This is a genomic window from Gemella sp. 27098_8_155 (assembly GCF_041433725.1).
GTDB lineage: Bacteria > Bacillota > Bacilli > Staphylococcales > Gemellaceae > Gemella > Gemella haemolysans_D.
In genome coordinates, this window is the sequence record NZ_JAPWCA010000005.1 from 98,766 (window position 1) to 117,873 (window position 19,108).

Consider the following 19,108-nt stretch of genomic DNA (forward strand, 5'->3'; position numbering starts at 1 on the left):
TAATTTTAGAAAAAGACAGCTAAAGGAGAATAATATGGATACAAAATTTTCAGTAGCATTACACATACTAATATATATTTCAGAAACAGATAAAGTAGTTTCTTCGGAGTTACTAGCCAAAAGTGTCAACACAAATAGTAGTCACATTAGAAAGATTTTGGCAGTATTAAAAAAAGGTGGACTAATAGAAAGCCAACAAGGAAAAACAGGAATAACATTGGCGAAAGAGCCTAAAGACATTACATTATCAGAAATTTATCAAATCATTTATCCTGATAAATACTTAGTAAATATCCATGAAGGTGCTAATAAAGAATGCCCAGTTGGTTTAAATATCGAAAATTTATTACAGCCAGTATTTAATGAAGCACAAGAAGCTTTTTATAAAAAACTAGAAAGTAAAACATTAGAAAAATTAATTAAAGAATTATACATAATAGGAGAAAAATAAACAATGAAAGCAGCCGTACACACAAAATACAATAAAAATAATATAGAACTTGAAATTAGAGAAGTAGCAGTACCTACAATAAGTGAAAGTGAAGTGTTGGTAAAAGTTACAGCAGCTGGAGTAAATCCACTAGATAATATGGTTTCACGTGGTGAAGTAAAGATTATCGTACCTTACAAACTTCCACAAGTTGCAGGTAATGAAGTAGTAGGTATTATTGAACAAAAAGGAAGTAGTGTAGCTAATTTTGAAATTGGAGATAGAGTATTCTCTAGATTACCATTAGATAAAATCGGAGCCTTTGCTGAATTTGTAGCTATTAACCAAGATTCAATTGCTAAAGTACCAGATTATTTAACTGATGAAGAAGCTGCAGCCGTTCCATTAACAGCATTAACAATTATGCAAGCTTTAGATCTTATGGGAGCAGAGTCAGGCAAAACAATCTTCATCTCAGGTGGAACAGGTGGAGTAGGTGGTATGGCTATTCCAATCGCTAAAGCAAAAGATCTGACAGTAATCACTAACGGTAGTGTAGAAAACAAAGAACGTGTTGAAAAACTAGGTGTTGATCAGTTCATCGACTATAAAACAACAGATTATACGAAAGTACTAAAAGATGTTGATTATGTGCTTGATACTTTAGGTGGAGCAGAAACAGAAAAACAAATGACTATTATGAAATCTGGTGGTAAATTAGTTTCACTAAGAGCCATGCCAAATGGAAGTTTTGCTAAACGTATGAACTTAGCTTGGTGGAAACAATTTATTCTAGGATTAGCTGGAAGAAAATTCGATAAAATGGCAAATAAATATGGTGTATCATATGACTTCATTTTCGTAGAATCGAATGGTAAACAACTTCAAGAAGTAGCTGACATTTTCACAAAATTAGAAATTAAACCATCGGTAGACACGGTATTTGACTTTAAAGATGTAAATAAAGCATTAGATAAAGTAGCTAATGGCCGTTCAAGAGGTAAAACAGTTTTAAGTTTTAAATAATATAAAAATATAGAAATAATGAAAGAAGAGTGCGACTAGAAAATTATGGTTTCTTAATAATCGATTTTTCAAAGTCGCTCTTATTATCGCAAAATATCAACAAACACAATAAAGTTAGGAGACAATCATGTCATATATAAATAAAAGAAATGAATACATTAATGTTAATGGATTAAAAATAGCATATAGAGAAATTAATAAAGGTAAATCAGAAAAACCATTAGTGATGTTAGTACACTTAGCAGCGACAATGGATAATTGGGATCCGAAATTTATCGACCTAGTAGCAGAAAAACATCATATTATCTTATTAGACCTACCAGGAGTTGGAGGAAGTGAAGGGAAAGTAGCTACAACAATTCCAGGAATGGGACAACAAGCAATAGATATAATTAAAGAATTAGGTTACGATAAAATTAACTTACTAGGATTATCAATGGGTGGAATGATAGCTCAAGAAGTAACAAGATTAGCTAGCGATTTAGTTGATAAATTAATATTAGTAGGAACAGGGCCAAGAGATGGAGAAGGAATCGGAACTGTAACTAGTACTACTTTCAAATTCATGCTAAAAGCTGGATTAAAGAGGGTGGATCCTAAGAGATTTATCTTCTATAACCACGATGAAAAAGGAAAAATAGAAGCGAATAAAGTACTAGATAGATTAGCAAGTCGTAGTAAAGAAAATGCAGATGAAGAGATGAAAGTACCAGGCTTTTTAGGACAATTAAAAGCAATTAAACGTTGGAGTACTGTAGGATATGATGATTTAAAATTTATTACTCAACCTACACTAATTGTAAATGGAGATAAAGATTTAATGGTACCTACAGTTAACTCGTATAACATGCATCAAAAAATAGAAAATAGTAAATTAATAATTTATCCAAATGCAGCGCACGGATCATTATTCCAATATGCAGATGAATTTTCAAAAGAGTTAATAGAATTTTTAGGAGAATAAGATGACAAACTAATTAAAAGTAGATTGTTAAAAAATAATTATACTTAAGACACACGGTTTATCAGCTTTAAAACCTAGAAGAACAAAGTAGCACTTTAAAGAGGGCGTGATTCGAAAGTCGATTTTGTCGAATTGTCCCTAACTAATAAAAATAACAAACACATATTCAGTATAGAGCGATTAGAAATTCAATTACAAAGAGTAATAATTCTTCACTCACTCTAACATTTCTAATAAAATCCTTGACAATGACGGTTGTTTAGTATAATATAGACTAAGTAAACCGTAATATAAAATATTAGTAAAGAGACTTTTATTTCATGTTTTTTTTAGAAGAGAGTTTAATCCTTAGGCTGAAAGATTAAATAATAATGATTGAAATAAGCAACACTCTTTATAAAACCGAATATAAGTTGAAAGGTATCAGGAAACTGGTATGAATTCGGGTGGCACCACGAAACTAGTAATCGTCCCATGTAGTTAAATGACTATATGGGGCGTTTTTTTATTTCAAATTATATGCGGTTTGGCTAATATTAGAAGTTAAAATTGATAAAAATATGGAGGCACTTATGACAACAATTACGAAAGAACAAGTAGCTCACATCGCTCATCTTTCTAGATTAGAAATCCAAGAAAGTGAAGTAGATGGATACATCGAAAAATTAGAGAAAGTTGTAGATTTATTCAATACAATCAACAACGCACCAACAGAAAATGTAAAACCAACATATCACGTTTTAGACTTAGTGAATGTTTTCCGTGAGGATGTTGCAAAACCAGGAATGGATAGAGAAGAAGTTCTTAAAAATGCTCACGAAACTGAAGCAGGACAATTCAAAGTACCTACTATTATTGAATAAAATAAGGAGATAATTTAATGAGTTTATTACATGAATCAATTGAAAGTTTAGAACTTAAACTTAAAAATAAAGAAATTAAACCAAGTGATTTAGTAAAAGAATCACTAGACAGAATCAAAGCTACTGATGAAAAAGTAGGGTCATTCATTACAGTAACTGAAGAAGTAGCATTAAAACAAGCCGAAGCTTTAGACCGTGCTCAAGAAGAAGGACGCGCTGAAGGTAAATTATTCGGTATCCCAATGGGAATCAAAGATAACATCGTTACAAAAGATATTCAAACAACTTGTGCATCAAAAATCTTAGAAGGATTCAATCCAATTTACGATGCAACAGTAATGAACAAACTTAACAAAGAAAACCCAATTCTTTTAGGAAAATTAAACATGGACGAGTTCGCAATGGGTGGATCTACTGAAACATCTTACTACAAACTTACTCGTAACCCTCACGACTTAGATGCAGTACCAGGAGGATCAAGTGGTGGTTCAGCTACAGCAGTAGCAGCAGGACAAGTTAGTTTCACTCTAGGAAGTGATACTGGTGGTTCTGTACGTCAACCAGCTTCATACTGTGGTATCGTTGGATTAAAACCAACATACGGACGTGTATCTCGTTTTGGATTAGTAGCATTCGCTTCATCACTAGACCAAATCGGACCAATGACTCGTACAGTAAAAGATAACGCTCGTGTATTAGAAATCATCTCAGGATTAGATGCTAACGACATGACTAGCGCACCTGTAGAAGTGCCAGAATTCAGCAAAATCATCACTGGAGATATCAAAGGTAAGAAAATCGCTCTTCCTAAAGAATACTTCGGTGCCGGAATTGACGAAGAAGTTAAACAAGTCGTACTTGAAGGTGTTAAATACCTAGAAAGCCAAGGAGCTATCGTAGAAGAAGTAAGTCTTCCAAACACAGACTACGCTATCTCAACTTACTACATCATCGCTTCTGCTGAAGCAAGTTCAAACCTTTCTCGTTTCGATGGTATTCGTTACGGATTTAGAAGTCCAAACGCAACAAACCTTGAAGAAATCTACAAAAAAACACGTGGAGAAGGATTTGGAGCTGAGGTTAAACGTCGTATCATGTTAGGAACATACGTATTATCTTCAGGATACTACGATGCATACTACAAAAAAGCACAACAAGTTCGTACACTAATCAAACAAGACTTTGATAAAGTATTCGAAGAATACGATGTAATTATTGGGCCAACTGCTCCAACAGTAGCATTCAACATTGGAGAAGAAGTAGGAGATCCAATTAAAATCTACGCTAACGATATCTTAACAATTCCAGTAAACATGGCTGGATTACCAGGTATCAGTATTCCATGTGGATTCAAAGGTAACCGTCCAATCGGTATGCAAATCATTGCTAAACCATTCGCAGAATCTACACTATACGATGTAGCGTACAACTTCGAACAACACTACAACTTACATGATAAAATAATAGAATTATAATAGGAGAAACAAGATGCATTTTGAAACAGTAATTGGACTAGAAGTCCATGTAGAATTAAAAACAGATTCAAAAATATTCTCACCATCTCCAGCTCACTTTGGTGCAGAACCAAACACTAACACAAACGTTATCGACTTAGGATACCCAGGGGTACTTCCAGTAGTAAACAAAAGAGCGGTAGAATGGGGAATGAAAGCAGCAATGGCGCTTAACATGACAGTAGCTCGCGAGTCAAAATTCGATAGAAAAAACTACTTCTATCCAGATAACCCGAAAGCATACCAAATCTCACAATTTGACCAACCAATCGGGGAAAACGGATGGATTGATATCGAAGTAAACGGAGAAACAAAACGTATCGGTATTACACGTGCTCACCTTGAAGAAGATGCTGGTAAATTAACTCACAAAAATGGTTACTCTCTAGTTGACCTTAACCGTCAAGGGACACCACTTATCGAGATCGTATCTGAACCAGATATTAGAACTCCAGAAGAAGCATATGCTTACTTAGAAAAATTACGTTCAATCATTCAATATATCGAAGTATCTGACGTTAAAATGGAAGAAGGATCAATGCGTTGTGACGCAAACATCTCAATCCGTCCTTACGGTCAAGATGAATTCGGTACAAAAACTGAGCTTAAAAACTTAAACTCATTCACTTTCGTTAAGAAAGGTCTTGAGTACGAAGAAAAACGTCAAGAACAAGTTATCCTTTCAGGAGGAAAAATTGACCAAGAAACACGTCGTTTCGATGAAACAACAGGAACAACTAAACTTATGCGTGTTAAAGAAGGTTCAGACGATTACCGTTACTTCCCAGAACCAGATATCGTACCTATGATCATCTCTGATGAATGGATGGAAGAAGTAAGAAAAACTATTCCAGAACTTCCAGATGCTCGTCAAAGAAGATACCAAGAAGAACTTGGATTACCAGCATACGATGCTCACGTTCTTACATTAACTAAAGAAATGTCAGATATGTTCGAACAAACTGTGGCTTTAGGAGCAGATCCAAAATTAGCTTCTAACTACTTAATGGTAGATGTGAATGCATACTTAAACAAAGTACAAAAAGAACTTAAAGAAACAGCGCTAACTGCAGAAGGTTTAGCAGGAATGATTAAATTAATCACTGACGGAACAATCTCAAGTAAAATCGCTAAAAAAGTATTCGCAGAACTTATCGAACACGGTGGAGATGCTGCACAAATCGTTAAAGAAAAAGGTCTTGTACAAGTATCAGATAGTGGACAATTATTAGCTTGGGTAAACGAAGCATTAGATAACAATCCAAAATCTATCGAAGACTACAAAAACGGTCGTGACCGTGCGATTGGTTTCTTAGTAGGTCAAATCATGAAAGCCTCAAAAGGACAAGCCAACCCACAAATGATCAACAAAATGTTATTAGAAGAAATCGCAAAACGATAATAACGAAAATATTAAACGAACTCGAAACAAGGAAAAATCTTTGTTTCGAGTTTTTGTTGTATTTGGTAATCGACTTAAATATAAATAGAGCAGGAATTAGTTTGAAAAATATATTTTAATAGAAAAAAAGAGCGGGTGTTGGGAAATAAAACTGGATATTTCCCAAAAAAAGTGGACATTGGGAAGTTAAATTGGACTTTCATGGTTAAAAAAGTGGATATTAGGTAGTAAGACTGGACTTTAACGGTTTTAAAGTGGACATTAGGGAATAAAAATGGACATTCGCAGATGAAAAAGTGGAAAATTGAAAATATTCAATTTAAGTAGAATATATTTTGAAAAATAGGAGTAATATAATTGACATACGTATAAATACGTAGTATAGTTAAAATGTCAGGAGGTTAAATATTATGCCGATGACACAAGAAGAGATGGTTAAACTGTTGAAAAAGTACGGTTTTACTTTATGTAAAGGCGGAAAGGGATCTCATGTAAAAATGAAAAAACCTGGACAGAAGAGACCTATCATTATCCCGAAAGGTGAATTGAATAAATTCACAGAGAAGGGTATATTAAAGGATGCTGGATTATTATAATCCAGCTCCGAATTAATGAGGTGATATAATGTTAGTAAGTTATCCAGCAATTTTTTATTTTAACAAAGAAAGTGAAGAAAAAGAGATTTATAATGTTTATTTTCCAGATTTAAAAGGAAGTGGAACACAGGGGATAGGTATAGCAGAATCAATGAGTATGGCATCAGATTATTTAGGATTAGCTCTTAGTGATTATTTGGAAGATGGAGAAAGATTACCTAAGTCAAGTAATATAAATGAGTTGTCAATTGAAGATGATTTTCCTTTTAAAGATGATCCTGAGATGAAGGATTATTATGTTCTTAATAAATCCTTTGTATCAATGGTTGTTGTAGATTTGAGAGAATATTTAGATAGTAACACGTTAATAAAAAAGACATTGTCTATTCCTAAATGGGCTAATGATATTGCAGTAAAATACAATATTAATTTTTCACAATTATTAACGAATGCTATAGCAGAAGAAACTATTAAGTATAAATAGAAAATAAGCGATTGTAATTCTTGAAATATTTTATATTTTAAATTTAAAAAATAGTTTTAAATGTTGAGAATAATACTAAATAAAGATGCACTCAAAAATAGATTTTTTAATCATAATTTTGAGTACATCTTTTTTGTATTTAACTTTTACTATTTACTCTTCACAAACTCAACAATTTTAGAAATGGCTTTAGTTGCCTCTGGTATTGGGAAGGCAGGGTATACGTGGTTTAAGTTTTTACCAATTTCGAATTCAGTCTTAACATTTGCTTCACGAAGTTTTTCAGCTAATAATGCTATGTCAGGATATAATAATTCACGTGTTCCTGAGAATAATAATACCTCTGGTAAATTCTTCATCTCACCGTATAATGGAGAAACCTTCCAATCAGATAAGTCTGCATCACCAGCCCAAGATTTGGCATCAGCTAGTAGAGTATCTACGTGTAGTAGAGGATCTTTTTTGATATATTTTTTAATATCAGGATTCGACATAGTTAAATCAACCCATGGACTTAGTAAAATAAGGCCTTTTGGTAGTTTAATATTATTTCGAACAAAGTCTTGAACTAATCCTAGAGCTAAGCCACCACCAGCACTATCTCCCATAATATAGACATCTTTATCTGGATTCTCAGCAACGTAGTCTGTGTATAATTTTGTTAGAAGTTCATAGCTATCTTTATAAGTATATAGTGGGGCTAATCCGTAATCAGGAATAATAACCTCAGCATCAGCTTCTTTAGCAATTTTATCAGCCATTTCCCATTGAATATCTACGAATTCATGAACGTAAGAGCCACCATGAATATAGAAAATAGTAGAATTAGAATTATTAAAACTGTTTAAATGCCATACCTGTCTATCAGAGACAATACTAGTATAGAATTTAGATTTAGTATCGAATTCATATACATTTACACTTTCCTCAGCATTATCTAACTTTTGCTTTTCTAATCTTTTAGTTTCATCGATATCTCTTAGCTTCTTATATTTATTACCAAGATATAACTCGATTAAACCAGCTTTTGCACTACGTTTATAACGTAATTTTTGATAACCTGCATAGCTACCGATTAGGGCAGGTAATGTTGCAGCAATTGAAGCTAGTGAAACAACTTTTTTATTGAATTTTGCCATTTTAATCTCCTCTTATTTACATAAATGTAAGTGTTTTATTTATTTCCAATTATAGTTTATCAGAAAATAAAAAGAATGTAAAAATAAAAATCTGAGGAAATGGAATAAAGAATAAATAAATAGAGTTGGAACTCAACTTCCAATTTAGAGGGAAAAAGACAAAAGTTGGAAGTGAACTTCCAATTCGAGGTAAAAAATATAAAAGTTGGAAGTCTACTGCCAATACAATTTTACGTTTTTCAAAATTACATAGCTAAATAAAAAAAGAAGTGATTTTAAATCTATACTAATTGATTTTAAAATCACTCCTAAAAGTTCATCGTTTAGTTTTTATTATCTAATTAAATAGTAGTTTGTAATATATGCATTCACGATATCACGTAGTTGTTCATCTGATAGTCGTCTTAATGCTGGAAAGGCGATTGTAGATAATTCTACTAGGTTATCAATATTTTTTTCTGTGAACTCTTCTTGATCAATCTCTTCAGTATTATTAGAAAATAGAATGAATAATTTACTAGCTTCATCATCTGTAAGACCTCTATTTTCACATGCTAGATAAAATGAAGGTTCTTCGTTAAATCTATCTTTTATGTATTCATTAATCTCATATACAGCTGATTTAATAGTGAAGTGACTAGAGATAAAATCAGGACTTTCAACGTATTTTGTTTGTTTTACTTCAAAAGGTATCCCACCTTCATTAACAGCTCTTGTAAGGAACATGCTAATAGCAGTTTCTAGATTTAATCCAAGACTAAAGAATAAATCTTCAGCTTCATTTTTTAATTCATTATCAATAGTTAAAACAATTTTCGATTCACTCATTTCAAACTCTCCTTAGTTAATACATTAATTTTAACGTAGAAATACAGATTTTTCAAGAGGTGTTTGAATGAAAAAAAGGCATAGAAAAGAATTAACAGTAGGGATAAAAAGAATAAATATAGTAATAAGTGATAAAATAATTTTCAATAAATATGGTATAATGTTATGTAAGAATAAATGAAAGAAATACTATTGAGAGGATCTTTATGAAATTAGAATTATTACAAAAAGCGATAGAAGAAAACTACAACGCATTATCGGAAGTTAATAACGCAGCATATAGTTTAGAGCCAGTATCAGAAGAAAGATTGGTAGAAATCGCAAAAGATGTAAATGAACAGTTAGGATATGAACTATACGATAAACTAGATAGAGAAAGTTTAGTAGCAGATTTCTCAACTACATCAAGAGAAATGTATAAATATACTCTAGATAAATCAAAATTCTTAAATGATAGACTAGAAAAAGCGTTAGTCGAACATTGTGACGACATATTAGTAGATGTAGTAAAAGCACACGAAAACTTTGACTCGATGGAAACATATGAACTATACACACTAGCATTCGAAGTAAACGAAAAACTAGGATATAGATTATTTAGAGATATCCTTATAGCTTAAGGCGTGACTTCGAGAGAGTAGCAAAAGCAGTAGAAACATACAAAAAAGAAGGAAAAATAACGAAGTTTATAAATTAGAATCTTTGTTAGAGATACTGAGAAACAGGATATAAACGTTACGAAATCATTTTATAATTATAAAAATAAATATCATATTCAAATTAAAAAATCAATGGGGATTAAATTATGCTTGAATTGAAAAAGATTAATAGAAACAATGTAGGAGAGATTCTGAAATTAGAGGTTTTTGATAATCAGAAGAGTTTTGTAGCTACAAATAATAGTAGTATCATAGAAGCGTATATAGCAATTACTGAGAATAATCATGTATTTACATTTGGTATTTATAAAGACGATATACCTATTGGTTTTCTAATGATAGGTTTTGATGTAAATTCAGATGATGAAGGTGCTCCTAAGATTGCTAAAGGGAATTATAATATATGGCGTCTTATGATAGATAAAAAATTCCAAGGTAAGGGATTTGGTAAAAAAGTGATGAATTTAGCTATGGAATTTGTTAATACTTTTCCTTGTGAAACAGCAAAATATTGTTGGTTATCTTATGAAAGTGATAATGATGTAGCACGACAACTATATAAGTCAGTTGGTTTTGTAGAAACAGAGGAAAAAGACGGAGAAGAGATAGTAGCTATTATGAAGTTATAGAAGAGTTAACTCTTTTCTTAGTTATAATATTATCAACTCTAATACTTAAGACATAAAATAGTCTTAAGAAGATAGAAAAAAATAGATATTTAAGTATTGAAAAGTTAAAAAGTAAATGCTGATCTTTAAAAGAGGTTGCCAATTTTTTAACGATGATTCAAGTAGATTTATTAATAAAAAATAATCATCTTTTCCGGTCAGAGCAAAGATGATTATTTTTTGTTTTATTAGTACATAAAATTGTACAGGTTATATTTTATTATTATAATGAATTAATTTAAACATAATAATTATATAGTTGATTAAGTTAATAGAAATATTAAGAGAGGGATAAAATGATTTTAAAATTATTATTTTTACATAAATATAAAAATATAGATATTGAAGAATTAAAGAGTGATTTTAGTAGTGTATTTGAAATTAATAATAATGAAATTTTTTATAAGAAAGTAAATTATAAGTTTGATATAGTAAAAGCTCAAGAAAGTAATAATATTGTTTTTAATATATCTACTACTAAAAGTGGAAATAATCTAAGAAATGCAAAACTAATCGAAGAGATAAAAAAAGCTATAAAAAATGGAGAGCATAGGAAAAATTATCGAATTATCACAATATATGATGATTCATCAAGATATTTTTGCGATAAAGCATCTGTTATTATTTCTAAATTTGAAAGGACGCTTCGCCAGTTTATATATTTGACAGTTATTCAGGTGTATGAAACTGAGTGGGTTGAAAAAACCATAAGTAAAGAAATTGAAAAATCACACAAAGCGAAAGGTATTAATGAAAAACAATATATAGAGAATGCATTAGAAGAATTCTCATTCAATGATTATATTAATTATTTATTTAATGAAAGTGAAGAATGGAGTAATGAAGAAGTAATAGAAGCATGTAAAGTTGAAATAATAAAACAAAATCTAAATATTAATCGCATAAAAAAAATCTTAGAAAAAACTGTTAAAAAATCTTTGTGGGATAGGCTATTTTATAATTATAATATTAAACTTGAGAAAGAGGATTTAGAAACAATTCGATCAAGTAGAAACAAAGTAATGCATAATAAAGATTTTTCGAGTAGTGAGTTTAACTCAATCAAAAAACTATTGAAAAAGCTGATTAAAACATTAGAAAATGAAATTATAAATATAAATGAAGAGAAATATAAAGAAAATGAAAATGTATCAGCTGTTTATACTTCATTAAGAGATGCATTTTCAAATGCTATAGAGACAAGTGAAATTTTTAGCCAATTATCTGGAAATTTAAATAATATGAATTTCGGTTTAAAAGAAGTTGTATTATCAGAAAATCAAAAAGAATTATTTATACTTCGAAAAAATCTAGAAGAAAAAATTAAGAAACATAATCAGATTTCAAAAAATATAATGAATAACCTTACAAGTAATTATAATATGGAGTTATTCTCTCCTATTAGTAGTAATATTAGTAAAATTATTGGTAACTTAGGTGGTACATCAGAAATATTGAAAAATTTCAAACCTAAATTTAATATTCCAACTAGTCAAATTAATGAATTAATTAAAAATTTAGGAAATAGTTCAGAAATATATAGTAAAGAAATATTAAAAAATACAGGAAATGATGAATAAGTATTTTATTTATATTAAGTAAATGATTAGTTATATCTTGTTAAAAAGTTGTTTTATAAGTAACAACTATAAAAATATGAGTGCAGGTCCTAAATAAAAATTAAATTTCACCTCATTTGTATTGCTAATAGAAATATATAAGTGTATAATCAAAATAAACACATGGGAGTGATAATTATGATGAGTATAAATGCAGAATATGTATATGAAAAAATATAAGAAAATGTTAAAGTAGAAGCGTAAGCGATACCTAAAAAAATGGGATTAACAAGGGAAAGTGAGATAGATTTATTTTATAGACAAATTATAGTGCACTACAGCATTCTATTCGCACTTGAAATAAAAAATATATAGATTATTTAAATTTAGAGGAGTTACAGAACTGAAAACGAAAGGTTCAGGATGAATTTATTTTCTTGGTATAAAGTAAAGAGGTGAAAAAAATGTTAGGATTACCCAAAAGTACAGAATTTAATAGATGTATTCCTAAACAGAAGTATTATAAAGATCCTTATACTAAAAAATCCATTTCTAATAAAGCTAAGAACTATTTCGAAAATCAGATTAAGTCTATAACATGGGAAAATAAAATAGATTCTACAACTATGAAGATAGCAAAAGGTATTTTTGTAGAAGAAATAGATGTATTTAGAGTAGAACTCTATGATTATAAAATTGATGATTCAGTTATATATATTATTGATGAAAATATACCATATCATATTTTGTTTGTATTAGAGTATAACAATAAAAGAAAATACTCATTAAGTTATAAAGAAATTAGTAGAGAAGCTGAAACGATTAATATACAAAAAATATTTCAATCAGATTGGTTAAGTGAAGATGAAAATCTATTAAAATTTTCTGGCATTAGCTTAGATGATATGTATGAAAATCTATTAAATAGTATCTCTAATAATGAATTAGATAGATTCTCAGGTGATACATTAAAAGAGAGAGTATTAAATAGTATAGACCATGAAAAAATACAAAAACAAATTAATAGTCTTTTAAAAAAAGTACAAAATGAAAAATAGTGTAATAGCCTAGTGAAATTAACTTCTGAATTAAAAGAATTATAAAATAAAATAAGTAGTATGTTGAAATGAAAATTTGGGAGTTAAAATGATGAATATTTTAAAAAGAGATTTTCCAGATAATCAGATAATTATTGCTTCTATCTTTGAATATGATTTCGATAAAATTAATAAAATTGAATTGATAGATGGATTATTTGATTATGAAATCATAAAAGAATAATAAAATAATGAGGAGAGGAAGTTTTAGGTTATGTACGATGAGTTAAAGGTATCCAAGGAAGAACTAAGAGATTTTTTTGAGTGGATAGAAGATATCTTGAAGTCGGAAAGTAATGAACAAGAAACAGACGATAGTAAAGTAGATAATAAGAAGGAAAATAAAATTAATATGTAGAGTTTATAAGAAAAGAATTCTAAGTAGAAGAATCATACTTGGAATTCTTCTTTTAGTATAAGGTTTTATATTTCAGTAAATTAATATATAATTTAATATGTAATTTCTTATTACTAAAAATAGAGTATCAATACATTTTAAAAAAGTTATATTAAATTAAAAATAAACGCTATAAAAACATTATCTATAATTTTATGATATAATAAAGTGTTAATAAAATTTAAAAGGAGTAGTTATACATGACAAATTCTGTAAGTTCTACAAAATATAATGTTGCCGCTTTTTTTAGTGGAGTAGGTGGAATTGAATTAGGTTTTGAAAAAACTAATAAGTTCAGAGTGGTGTATGCCAATGAAATAGATAAAAATGCTAGAATAACATATAAATTAAATTTTCCTGATGTTTTTCTGGATCCTAGAGATATTCATGAAGTAAAACCAGAAGAAATAAAGGAAGAAAAGTTAGATGTTATTGTGGGGGGATTCCCGTGTCAAGCATTTAGTATAGCAGGTTATAGAAAAGGGTTTGAAGATGAAAGAGGTGATTTGTTTTTCGAATTATTAAGAATAATAAAAAATAAGAAACCTAGAGCTATTTTCTTAGAAAATGTAAAAAACATGGTTACTCATGACCATGGTAATACTTTTAAAGTTATAAAAGAAGCTTTAACTGAAAATAACTATTATATAAAATGGAAAGTATTAAATGGTAAAGATTATGGAAATGTACCTCAAAATAGAGAACGTATTTATATAGTTGGTTTTTTAGAGAAAGAATCATTTGATAAATTTGAATTTCCAAAAGAGATTAAGTTGGAAACAAAGTTGTCAGATATTATTGATTTTGATATAAAAGAAAAAGAAATATATTATTATAGAGATGGGAAACAACCATTTTATGATAAATTAAAAGATGAAATAACTAGTCAGAACACTGTATATCAATGGAGAAGACAGTATGTTAGAGAAAATAAAAGTGGAGTAGTTCCTGCACTAACAGCTAATATGGGAACTGGTGGTCACAACGTCCCGTTAATATGTACCTCATCAGGAGAAATAAGAAAATTAACTCCAAAAGAAACTTTTAATGCTCAAGGATATCCTAAAGATTATAAATTACCTGAGGATGTTTCTAATGGTCAGCTGTATAAACAAGCTGGGAATAGTGTAGTAGTACCAGTGATTACTAGAATTGCTGAAAATATTTCTTTAGCATTAGATGGAGTATTCATACAAAAAAATGAAACGAAAATGTCCTCTAGATACTCTATAATATATACAAAAATGCAAAGTCGTTTTGAAGGTGAATCATACGTTAAAGAAGTAGTTGAAACCCTTGAACAAGCAAAGAATTGTATAAAAAATTATGATAAAAAATTACCTACTTTAACTAGTGAAGAATATCTGAGATTAGTAAAGAAAGGTGGAAGCTTAGAATTTTATAGCATAGTAGAGATTTAATAAATAAAGGGATAAATCATGTGGTTTAAATTAAATAAAGAAGATAAACAGAATTACAAACTATTAATAACAAACTTTGCGAGCTTAAGTGAAGCTTTTTCTCAAAAAAAGGAAGATGAAGAAAGTGAAGATTTTGTGGCACCTATTATTAATTCTAAATTTCAAGAAACAGTATTTCAAAAATCATTTAATGCATTTGGTGAAGATATATCAAATACATCATTTGATGCTTCTATAATTTTAGATGAAAAAAATAAATACTTAGTAGGAATAAAATCATTTGGGATTTCTTCTGGAGATCAAAAAATAGCTCAATTTAAAAGTGATAGTCAATCAAGAGGTTGGATAGATAAATTCAACACTATTAGAGACAATTCGCAAAATGCAAAAACAAAAGAAGAAAATGATAATATAAATAATAATTACTATTATGAATTAGCTAAAGAAATATCATTACTTAGAAACAAGCGTATTGCTTCTTCGAAAGAGCAATTAAAAGGATTTGTATATGATGATGTGACTGTTAAATCAGTCTATCATGTTTTAATGCCATCAAAAAAAGGAGAAAATCCTAAAATTTATGTTGGAGAAATTGATTATTTGCCAATCGATATAGAAAATATTGAAATAGAAGGGGCTACGTCATTAAAAACTCCTACAAACTTCAAATTTAATGATGGGAAACACTTTTATAAATATACGTCAGCAGATAGTCAATTATATATGAATTTTAAAAATAAAGACATAATATTGGAAGAATGGGAATTAGAATATGTAAAAGACCCGTTTTATATATTTGAAAATCTACATTTACTTTCTAGAAAATTTGAAAAAAATAAGATTTTACAAACAGTATCGTGGATGATACCTAATAAAGATGGAAAAGTAGAGGAAAGTTCAGGTTTTAATGCATTTGATGGCTCAAGTAAGATTGGGAAAAGTACTAGAGAAAAGAGAATAAAAAAAGTAGAAAAATATCTTAGAGACAATTTTAGTATTGAGGACAGTAATGTTATAATTGATTTATTAAAAAAAATATTGATTGAAAATAATAAAACGGCAGAGAAGAAAGAACTAAGATTCAATCTAATAAATTATATTAAAAATCTAAATGATGACTATTTAACATATGAAATTGAAAAAATGGTGTATAGACCTGTAGGAGAAGTGTATATTCCCATACCAGATTCTAAAAATTTCCATAAGAATTTTCCAGATTTTTTTGCTAAGGATGCAGGGAAATTAGAAGAAGGTAAATCTTCATTAGCGTTGTCAAAGGAAAATAGAACATTTAAACTTAAATTTATTTCTTCTGGAAACGTAATAGATGCATATATCAACCAAGACTCAGGGAAGGCTATTCAATCAATCGATAGACAAGATATTTTGGGTGAGTGGTTGTTAAGAGGAGTATTCCAATTAGAAGAAAGAGAATTACTTACTTCAGAACGATTAGCTGAGTTACATATAAATGCAATAAGATTTATAAAGTATGTAGATACAGATGAAATTGGGATTGAGTTTATTTGGATAGACGAAAAAAATCCGCCAGAAGATGCAATAGGGTGGGTTTCAAAAAATAAAATATCAAATATTGAAAAAATAAAAACTAACAGAAAATTAAACAAAAATATATCTAGAAAAGTTGCTGCTCCACGAGAAGATAGTGATTATTCTTATTAAGTATTTTGTGTTATTAAATTCAAAATTAAAGTTATAGATTTTTAATATACAATTAAAATAATAAAAATGAATGGAGTAGAGTATTATGAAATTAAAAAAATTATTAATAGTATTAATAGCGTCTAGTTTATTAATAAGTGGATGTTCAACAATGAAGGAAGAGAAGAAAGAAAATCCCGTTAGAAATGAAACCAACAATGGGAAGGTTAATTCATCTAGTAGGGATGGTGAATATACATTTAAAGACGGAAAAGTAATAATGAGGGATATTGATTTAAGAATTACTAAATATAAAATAATTCCTGTTGGTGCTGAAGGTAATGAATATGGTGATACTCCGGTAATTGCATTTTGGTATGATACAACAAATAAGAGTGATAAAGATACAATTTCACCTACAGTTGCTTGGTTAGCCGCTTTTCCAAACGATGCAGTTCAAGATATTGATAAAAATAAATTGAATAGACTTCAAGTAGCAGCTCATCCAGATAGAAAATTAGTGAAGGATCAGTCTGCTATTATTAAGAAAGGTGGAACTGTTTCAGGAGCTATAGCCTATAAACTTGCTGATTTGTCTACACCAGTTAAACTTACTGCATATAAAGGCGTAGATCGAATTGAACTAGGTAGCCAAGAATTTGCTGTGAAATAAAATAAATTTTATTCGGATTGACCTTATATCAGTCCGAATTTTTTGACGAATTTATAATCTTTTATACCTATTTCAACCCCAACCATTAATTATTTTTAATTATTTCTCCAATATGAAATTATTTCCTAAAATACTGGTATTAACGTATTTGTAATACGTTTTCAATTTGGCAAAATTCATTTTGCCTACTTTGATATTGTTCGTTGACTAGGCAGAATGTATAATGAGTTCATAAGATAAAAGTAAAAAACAAAAGGAGATTTATACTTATGAGCGAAAATAAAAGTAGTTTAAAAGTTTTAGTTCAAAAAGTCGGTACTGCTCTTTCAAGTATGGTAATGCCTAACATTGGAGCATTCATAGCTTGGGGATTAATTACTGCATTATTTATACCAACAGGATGGCTGCCAAACGCAAAACTTGCGGCATTAGTTGCACCAATGATATTCTTCCTGTTACCACTATTAATTTCTTATTCAGCTGGTAAAAACGTTCATGATGAACGTGGAGGAGTGGTAGCGGCGATTGCTACTATGGGTGTTATTGTTGGAACAGTGACAATTACAGAAAAAGGTTTAGGTGGAACACCAATGTTCCTAGGAGCTATGGTTATGGGACCTATCGCAGCTCACCTAATGAAAAAATTTGACAAAGCAGTTCAACCAAAAATTAAAACTGGATTAGAGATGTTAGTAAATAACTTCTCAGCTGGTATTCTTGGATTTATCTTAGCTATTTTAGGATTCTTTGGAATTGGACCTATTGTTAAAGTTATTACAAATGCACTTAGTGCTGGTGTAGATGTGATTATTAATGCGCATTTATTACCACTTGCTAACGTGTTTATCGAACCAGCAAAAATCTTATTCTTAAACAATGCGATTAACCACGGTATATTAACACCAATCGCAACTGAACAAGCATTAAATACTGGTAAATCAGTTCTATACTTATTAGAAGCTAACCCAGGTGTTGGATTAGGTATCTTACTAGCTTACATGTTCTTCGGAAAAGGTTCTGCTAAAGCTTCTGCTCCAGGGGCAGCAATCATCCACTTCATCGGTGGTATCCACGAAATCTACTTCCCTTACATTTTAATGAAACCTGCATTAATCTTCGCAGCTATGGCAGGTGGAGTAAGTGGTACAGCAACATTCCAATTATTAGGTGCAGGTCTTCGTGCTCCAGCATCACCAGGTAGTATTTTAGCAGTACTTGCTCAAACAGCAACTGGAAGTTACTTTGCTGTAGTTGCTGGTGTAGTAGTATCTACTTTAGTAACATTCGTAATCGCAAGTATTATTTTAAAACGTGATAAAGGTGATGGAGATTTAGAATCAGCTCAAAGCAAAGTAAGCAACATGAAAGCTGAATCAAAAGGTCAAGACGTAGCAGCTGATACTGCAAGTGAAACTTCTTATGCTGATGTTAAAAGAATCATCTTCGCTTGTGATGCAGGAATGGGAAGTTCAGCGATGGGTGCTTCTATCCTACGTAACAAAGTGAAAAAAGCTGGACTTGATTATGAAGTAACAAATGTAGCGATTAGAAATCTAAATGAGGAAAGTGGATTATTAATCGTAACTCAAAACGAATTAACGCCAAGAGCGAAACAAATGAATGGAAAAGCTCTACACGTATCTGTAGATAATTTCCTAAACAGTCCAAAATACGATGAAATCGTTGAGAATTTGCAAAAATAGAAAAATAACTATATAATATTTTG

20 protein-coding genes are annotated in these 19,108 nt (G+C 29.9%); 18 read left to right on the forward strand and 2 right to left on the reverse strand.

Features of this window, described 5'->3' with window-relative positions; translation table 11 throughout:
* Nucleotides 1-34 precede the first annotated feature (34 nt).
* The 8 genes from O5Y44_RS03725 (at nucleotide 35) to O5Y44_RS03760 (ending at nucleotide 7,279) form a co-directional block, all read left to right on the forward strand.
* On the forward strand, nucleotides 35-451 hold the full coding sequence (locus O5Y44_RS03725; RefSeq protein ID WP_048802964.1) for an Rrf2 family transcriptional regulator: 417 nt from the start codon (nucleotides 35-37) through the stop codon (nucleotides 449-451).
* Nucleotides 452-454: 3 nt separating this feature from the next.
* The gene (locus tag O5Y44_RS03730; RefSeq protein ID WP_271966403.1) at nucleotides 455-1,456 is read left to right on the forward strand and encodes an NADP-dependent oxidoreductase; all 1,002 of its coding nucleotides are present in this window, start codon (nucleotides 455-457) and stop codon (nucleotides 1,454-1,456) included.
* Nucleotides 1,457-1,583: 127 nt separating this feature from the next.
* Complete coding sequence (locus O5Y44_RS03735) at nucleotides 1,584-2,420, forward strand: alpha/beta fold hydrolase (RefSeq protein ID WP_271966402.1); 837 nt, start codon at nucleotides 1,584-1,586, stop codon at nucleotides 2,418-2,420.
* Between the two features lie 572 nt (nucleotides 2,421-2,992).
* Nucleotides 2,993-3,283, forward strand: a complete 291-nt coding sequence (gene gatC, locus O5Y44_RS03740; RefSeq protein ID WP_271966401.1) for an Asp-tRNA(Asn)/Glu-tRNA(Gln) amidotransferase subunit GatC — start codon at nucleotides 2,993-2,995, stop codon at nucleotides 3,281-3,283.
* 17 nt (nucleotides 3,284-3,300) lie between these two features.
* Entirely contained in the window at nucleotides 3,301-4,758 is a 1,458-nt protein-coding gene (gatA, locus tag O5Y44_RS03745) for an Asp-tRNA(Asn)/Glu-tRNA(Gln) amidotransferase subunit GatA (RefSeq protein WP_271966400.1), read from the forward strand.
* A gap of 13 nt (nucleotides 4,759-4,771) precedes the next feature.
* A complete protein-coding gene (gene gatB, locus O5Y44_RS03750) occupies nucleotides 4,772-6,199 on the forward strand; it encodes an Asp-tRNA(Asn)/Glu-tRNA(Gln) amidotransferase subunit GatB (RefSeq protein ID WP_271966399.1) in 1,428 nt (475 codons plus the stop codon).
* 410 nt (nucleotides 6,200-6,609) lie between these two features.
* Complete coding sequence (locus O5Y44_RS03755) at nucleotides 6,610-6,795, forward strand: type II toxin-antitoxin system HicA family toxin (protein ID WP_271966398.1); 186 nt, start codon at nucleotides 6,610-6,612, stop codon at nucleotides 6,793-6,795.
* 28 nt (nucleotides 6,796-6,823) lie between these two features.
* Entirely contained in the window at nucleotides 6,824-7,279 is a 456-nt protein-coding gene (locus O5Y44_RS03760; protein WP_271966397.1) for a type II toxin-antitoxin system HicB family antitoxin, read from the forward strand.
* A 149-nt stretch (nucleotides 7,280-7,428) separates the two neighbouring features.
* Here the strand turns inward: O5Y44_RS03760 and O5Y44_RS03765 are convergent, their stop codons facing one another.
* Together O5Y44_RS03765 and O5Y44_RS03770 are read right to left on the reverse strand one after the other, a co-directional pair.
* Nucleotides 7,429-8,418, reverse strand: a complete 990-nt coding sequence (locus O5Y44_RS03765) for an alpha/beta hydrolase fold domain-containing protein (RefSeq protein WP_271966396.1) — start codon at nucleotides 8,416-8,418, stop codon at nucleotides 7,429-7,431.
* Between the two features lie 333 nt (nucleotides 8,419-8,751).
* Nucleotides 8,752-9,246 (reverse strand): type II toxin-antitoxin system RelB/DinJ family antitoxin, encoded by a 495-nt coding sequence (locus O5Y44_RS03770; RefSeq protein WP_271966395.1) that lies wholly within the window; start codon nucleotides 9,244-9,246, stop codon nucleotides 8,752-8,754.
* Nucleotides 9,247-9,452: 206 nt separating this feature from the next.
* On the opposite strand from O5Y44_RS03770, the gene O5Y44_RS03775 reads away from it, so the two are divergent.
* The 10 genes from O5Y44_RS03775 (at nucleotide 9,453) to O5Y44_RS03820 (ending at nucleotide 19,085) form a co-directional block, all read left to right on the forward strand.
* Entirely contained in the window at nucleotides 9,453-9,866 is a 414-nt protein-coding gene (locus tag O5Y44_RS03775; RefSeq protein ID WP_271966394.1) for a hypothetical protein, read from the forward strand.
* A gap of 185 nt (nucleotides 9,867-10,051) precedes the next feature.
* On the forward strand, nucleotides 10,052-10,534 hold the full coding sequence (locus tag O5Y44_RS03780; protein WP_271966393.1) for a GNAT family N-acetyltransferase: 483 nt from the start codon (nucleotides 10,052-10,054) through the stop codon (nucleotides 10,532-10,534).
* Nucleotides 10,535-10,869: 335 nt separating this feature from the next.
* On the forward strand, nucleotides 10,870-12,153 hold the full coding sequence (locus O5Y44_RS03785; protein WP_271966392.1) for a hypothetical protein: 1,284 nt from the start codon (nucleotides 10,870-10,872) through the stop codon (nucleotides 12,151-12,153).
* A gap of 443 nt (nucleotides 12,154-12,596) precedes the next feature.
* Nucleotides 12,597-13,190: a DUF4391 domain-containing protein gene (locus O5Y44_RS03790; protein WP_271966391.1), complete on the forward strand. Its 594-nt coding sequence runs from the start codon at nucleotides 12,597-12,599 to the stop codon at nucleotides 13,188-13,190.
* Between the two features lie 88 nt (nucleotides 13,191-13,278).
* The gene (locus O5Y44_RS03795; protein WP_271966390.1) at nucleotides 13,279-13,413 is read left to right on the forward strand and encodes a hypothetical protein; all 135 of its coding nucleotides are present in this window, start codon (nucleotides 13,279-13,281) and stop codon (nucleotides 13,411-13,413) included.
* A gap of 30 nt (nucleotides 13,414-13,443) precedes the next feature.
* Entirely contained in the window at nucleotides 13,444-13,587 is a 144-nt protein-coding gene (locus O5Y44_RS03800) for a hypothetical protein (RefSeq protein WP_271966389.1), read from the forward strand.
* A gap of 239 nt (nucleotides 13,588-13,826) precedes the next feature.
* Nucleotides 13,827-15,047, forward strand: a complete 1,221-nt coding sequence (locus tag O5Y44_RS03805; RefSeq protein ID WP_371465568.1) for a DNA cytosine methyltransferase — start codon at nucleotides 13,827-13,829, stop codon at nucleotides 15,045-15,047.
* An 18-nt stretch (nucleotides 15,048-15,065) separates the two neighbouring features.
* On the forward strand, nucleotides 15,066-16,730 hold the full coding sequence (locus O5Y44_RS03810) for a hypothetical protein (RefSeq protein WP_271966387.1): 1,665 nt from the start codon (nucleotides 15,066-15,068) through the stop codon (nucleotides 16,728-16,730).
* A gap of 85 nt (nucleotides 16,731-16,815) precedes the next feature.
* Nucleotides 16,816-17,382: a DUF5067 domain-containing protein gene (locus O5Y44_RS03815; protein ID WP_271966386.1), complete on the forward strand. Its 567-nt coding sequence runs from the start codon at nucleotides 16,816-16,818 to the stop codon at nucleotides 17,380-17,382.
* Nucleotides 17,383-17,651: 269 nt separating this feature from the next.
* Complete coding sequence (locus tag O5Y44_RS03820) at nucleotides 17,652-19,085, forward strand: PTS mannitol transporter subunit IIBC (RefSeq protein WP_271966385.1); 1,434 nt, start codon at nucleotides 17,652-17,654, stop codon at nucleotides 19,083-19,085.
* Nucleotides 19,086-19,108 lie beyond the last annotated feature (23 nt).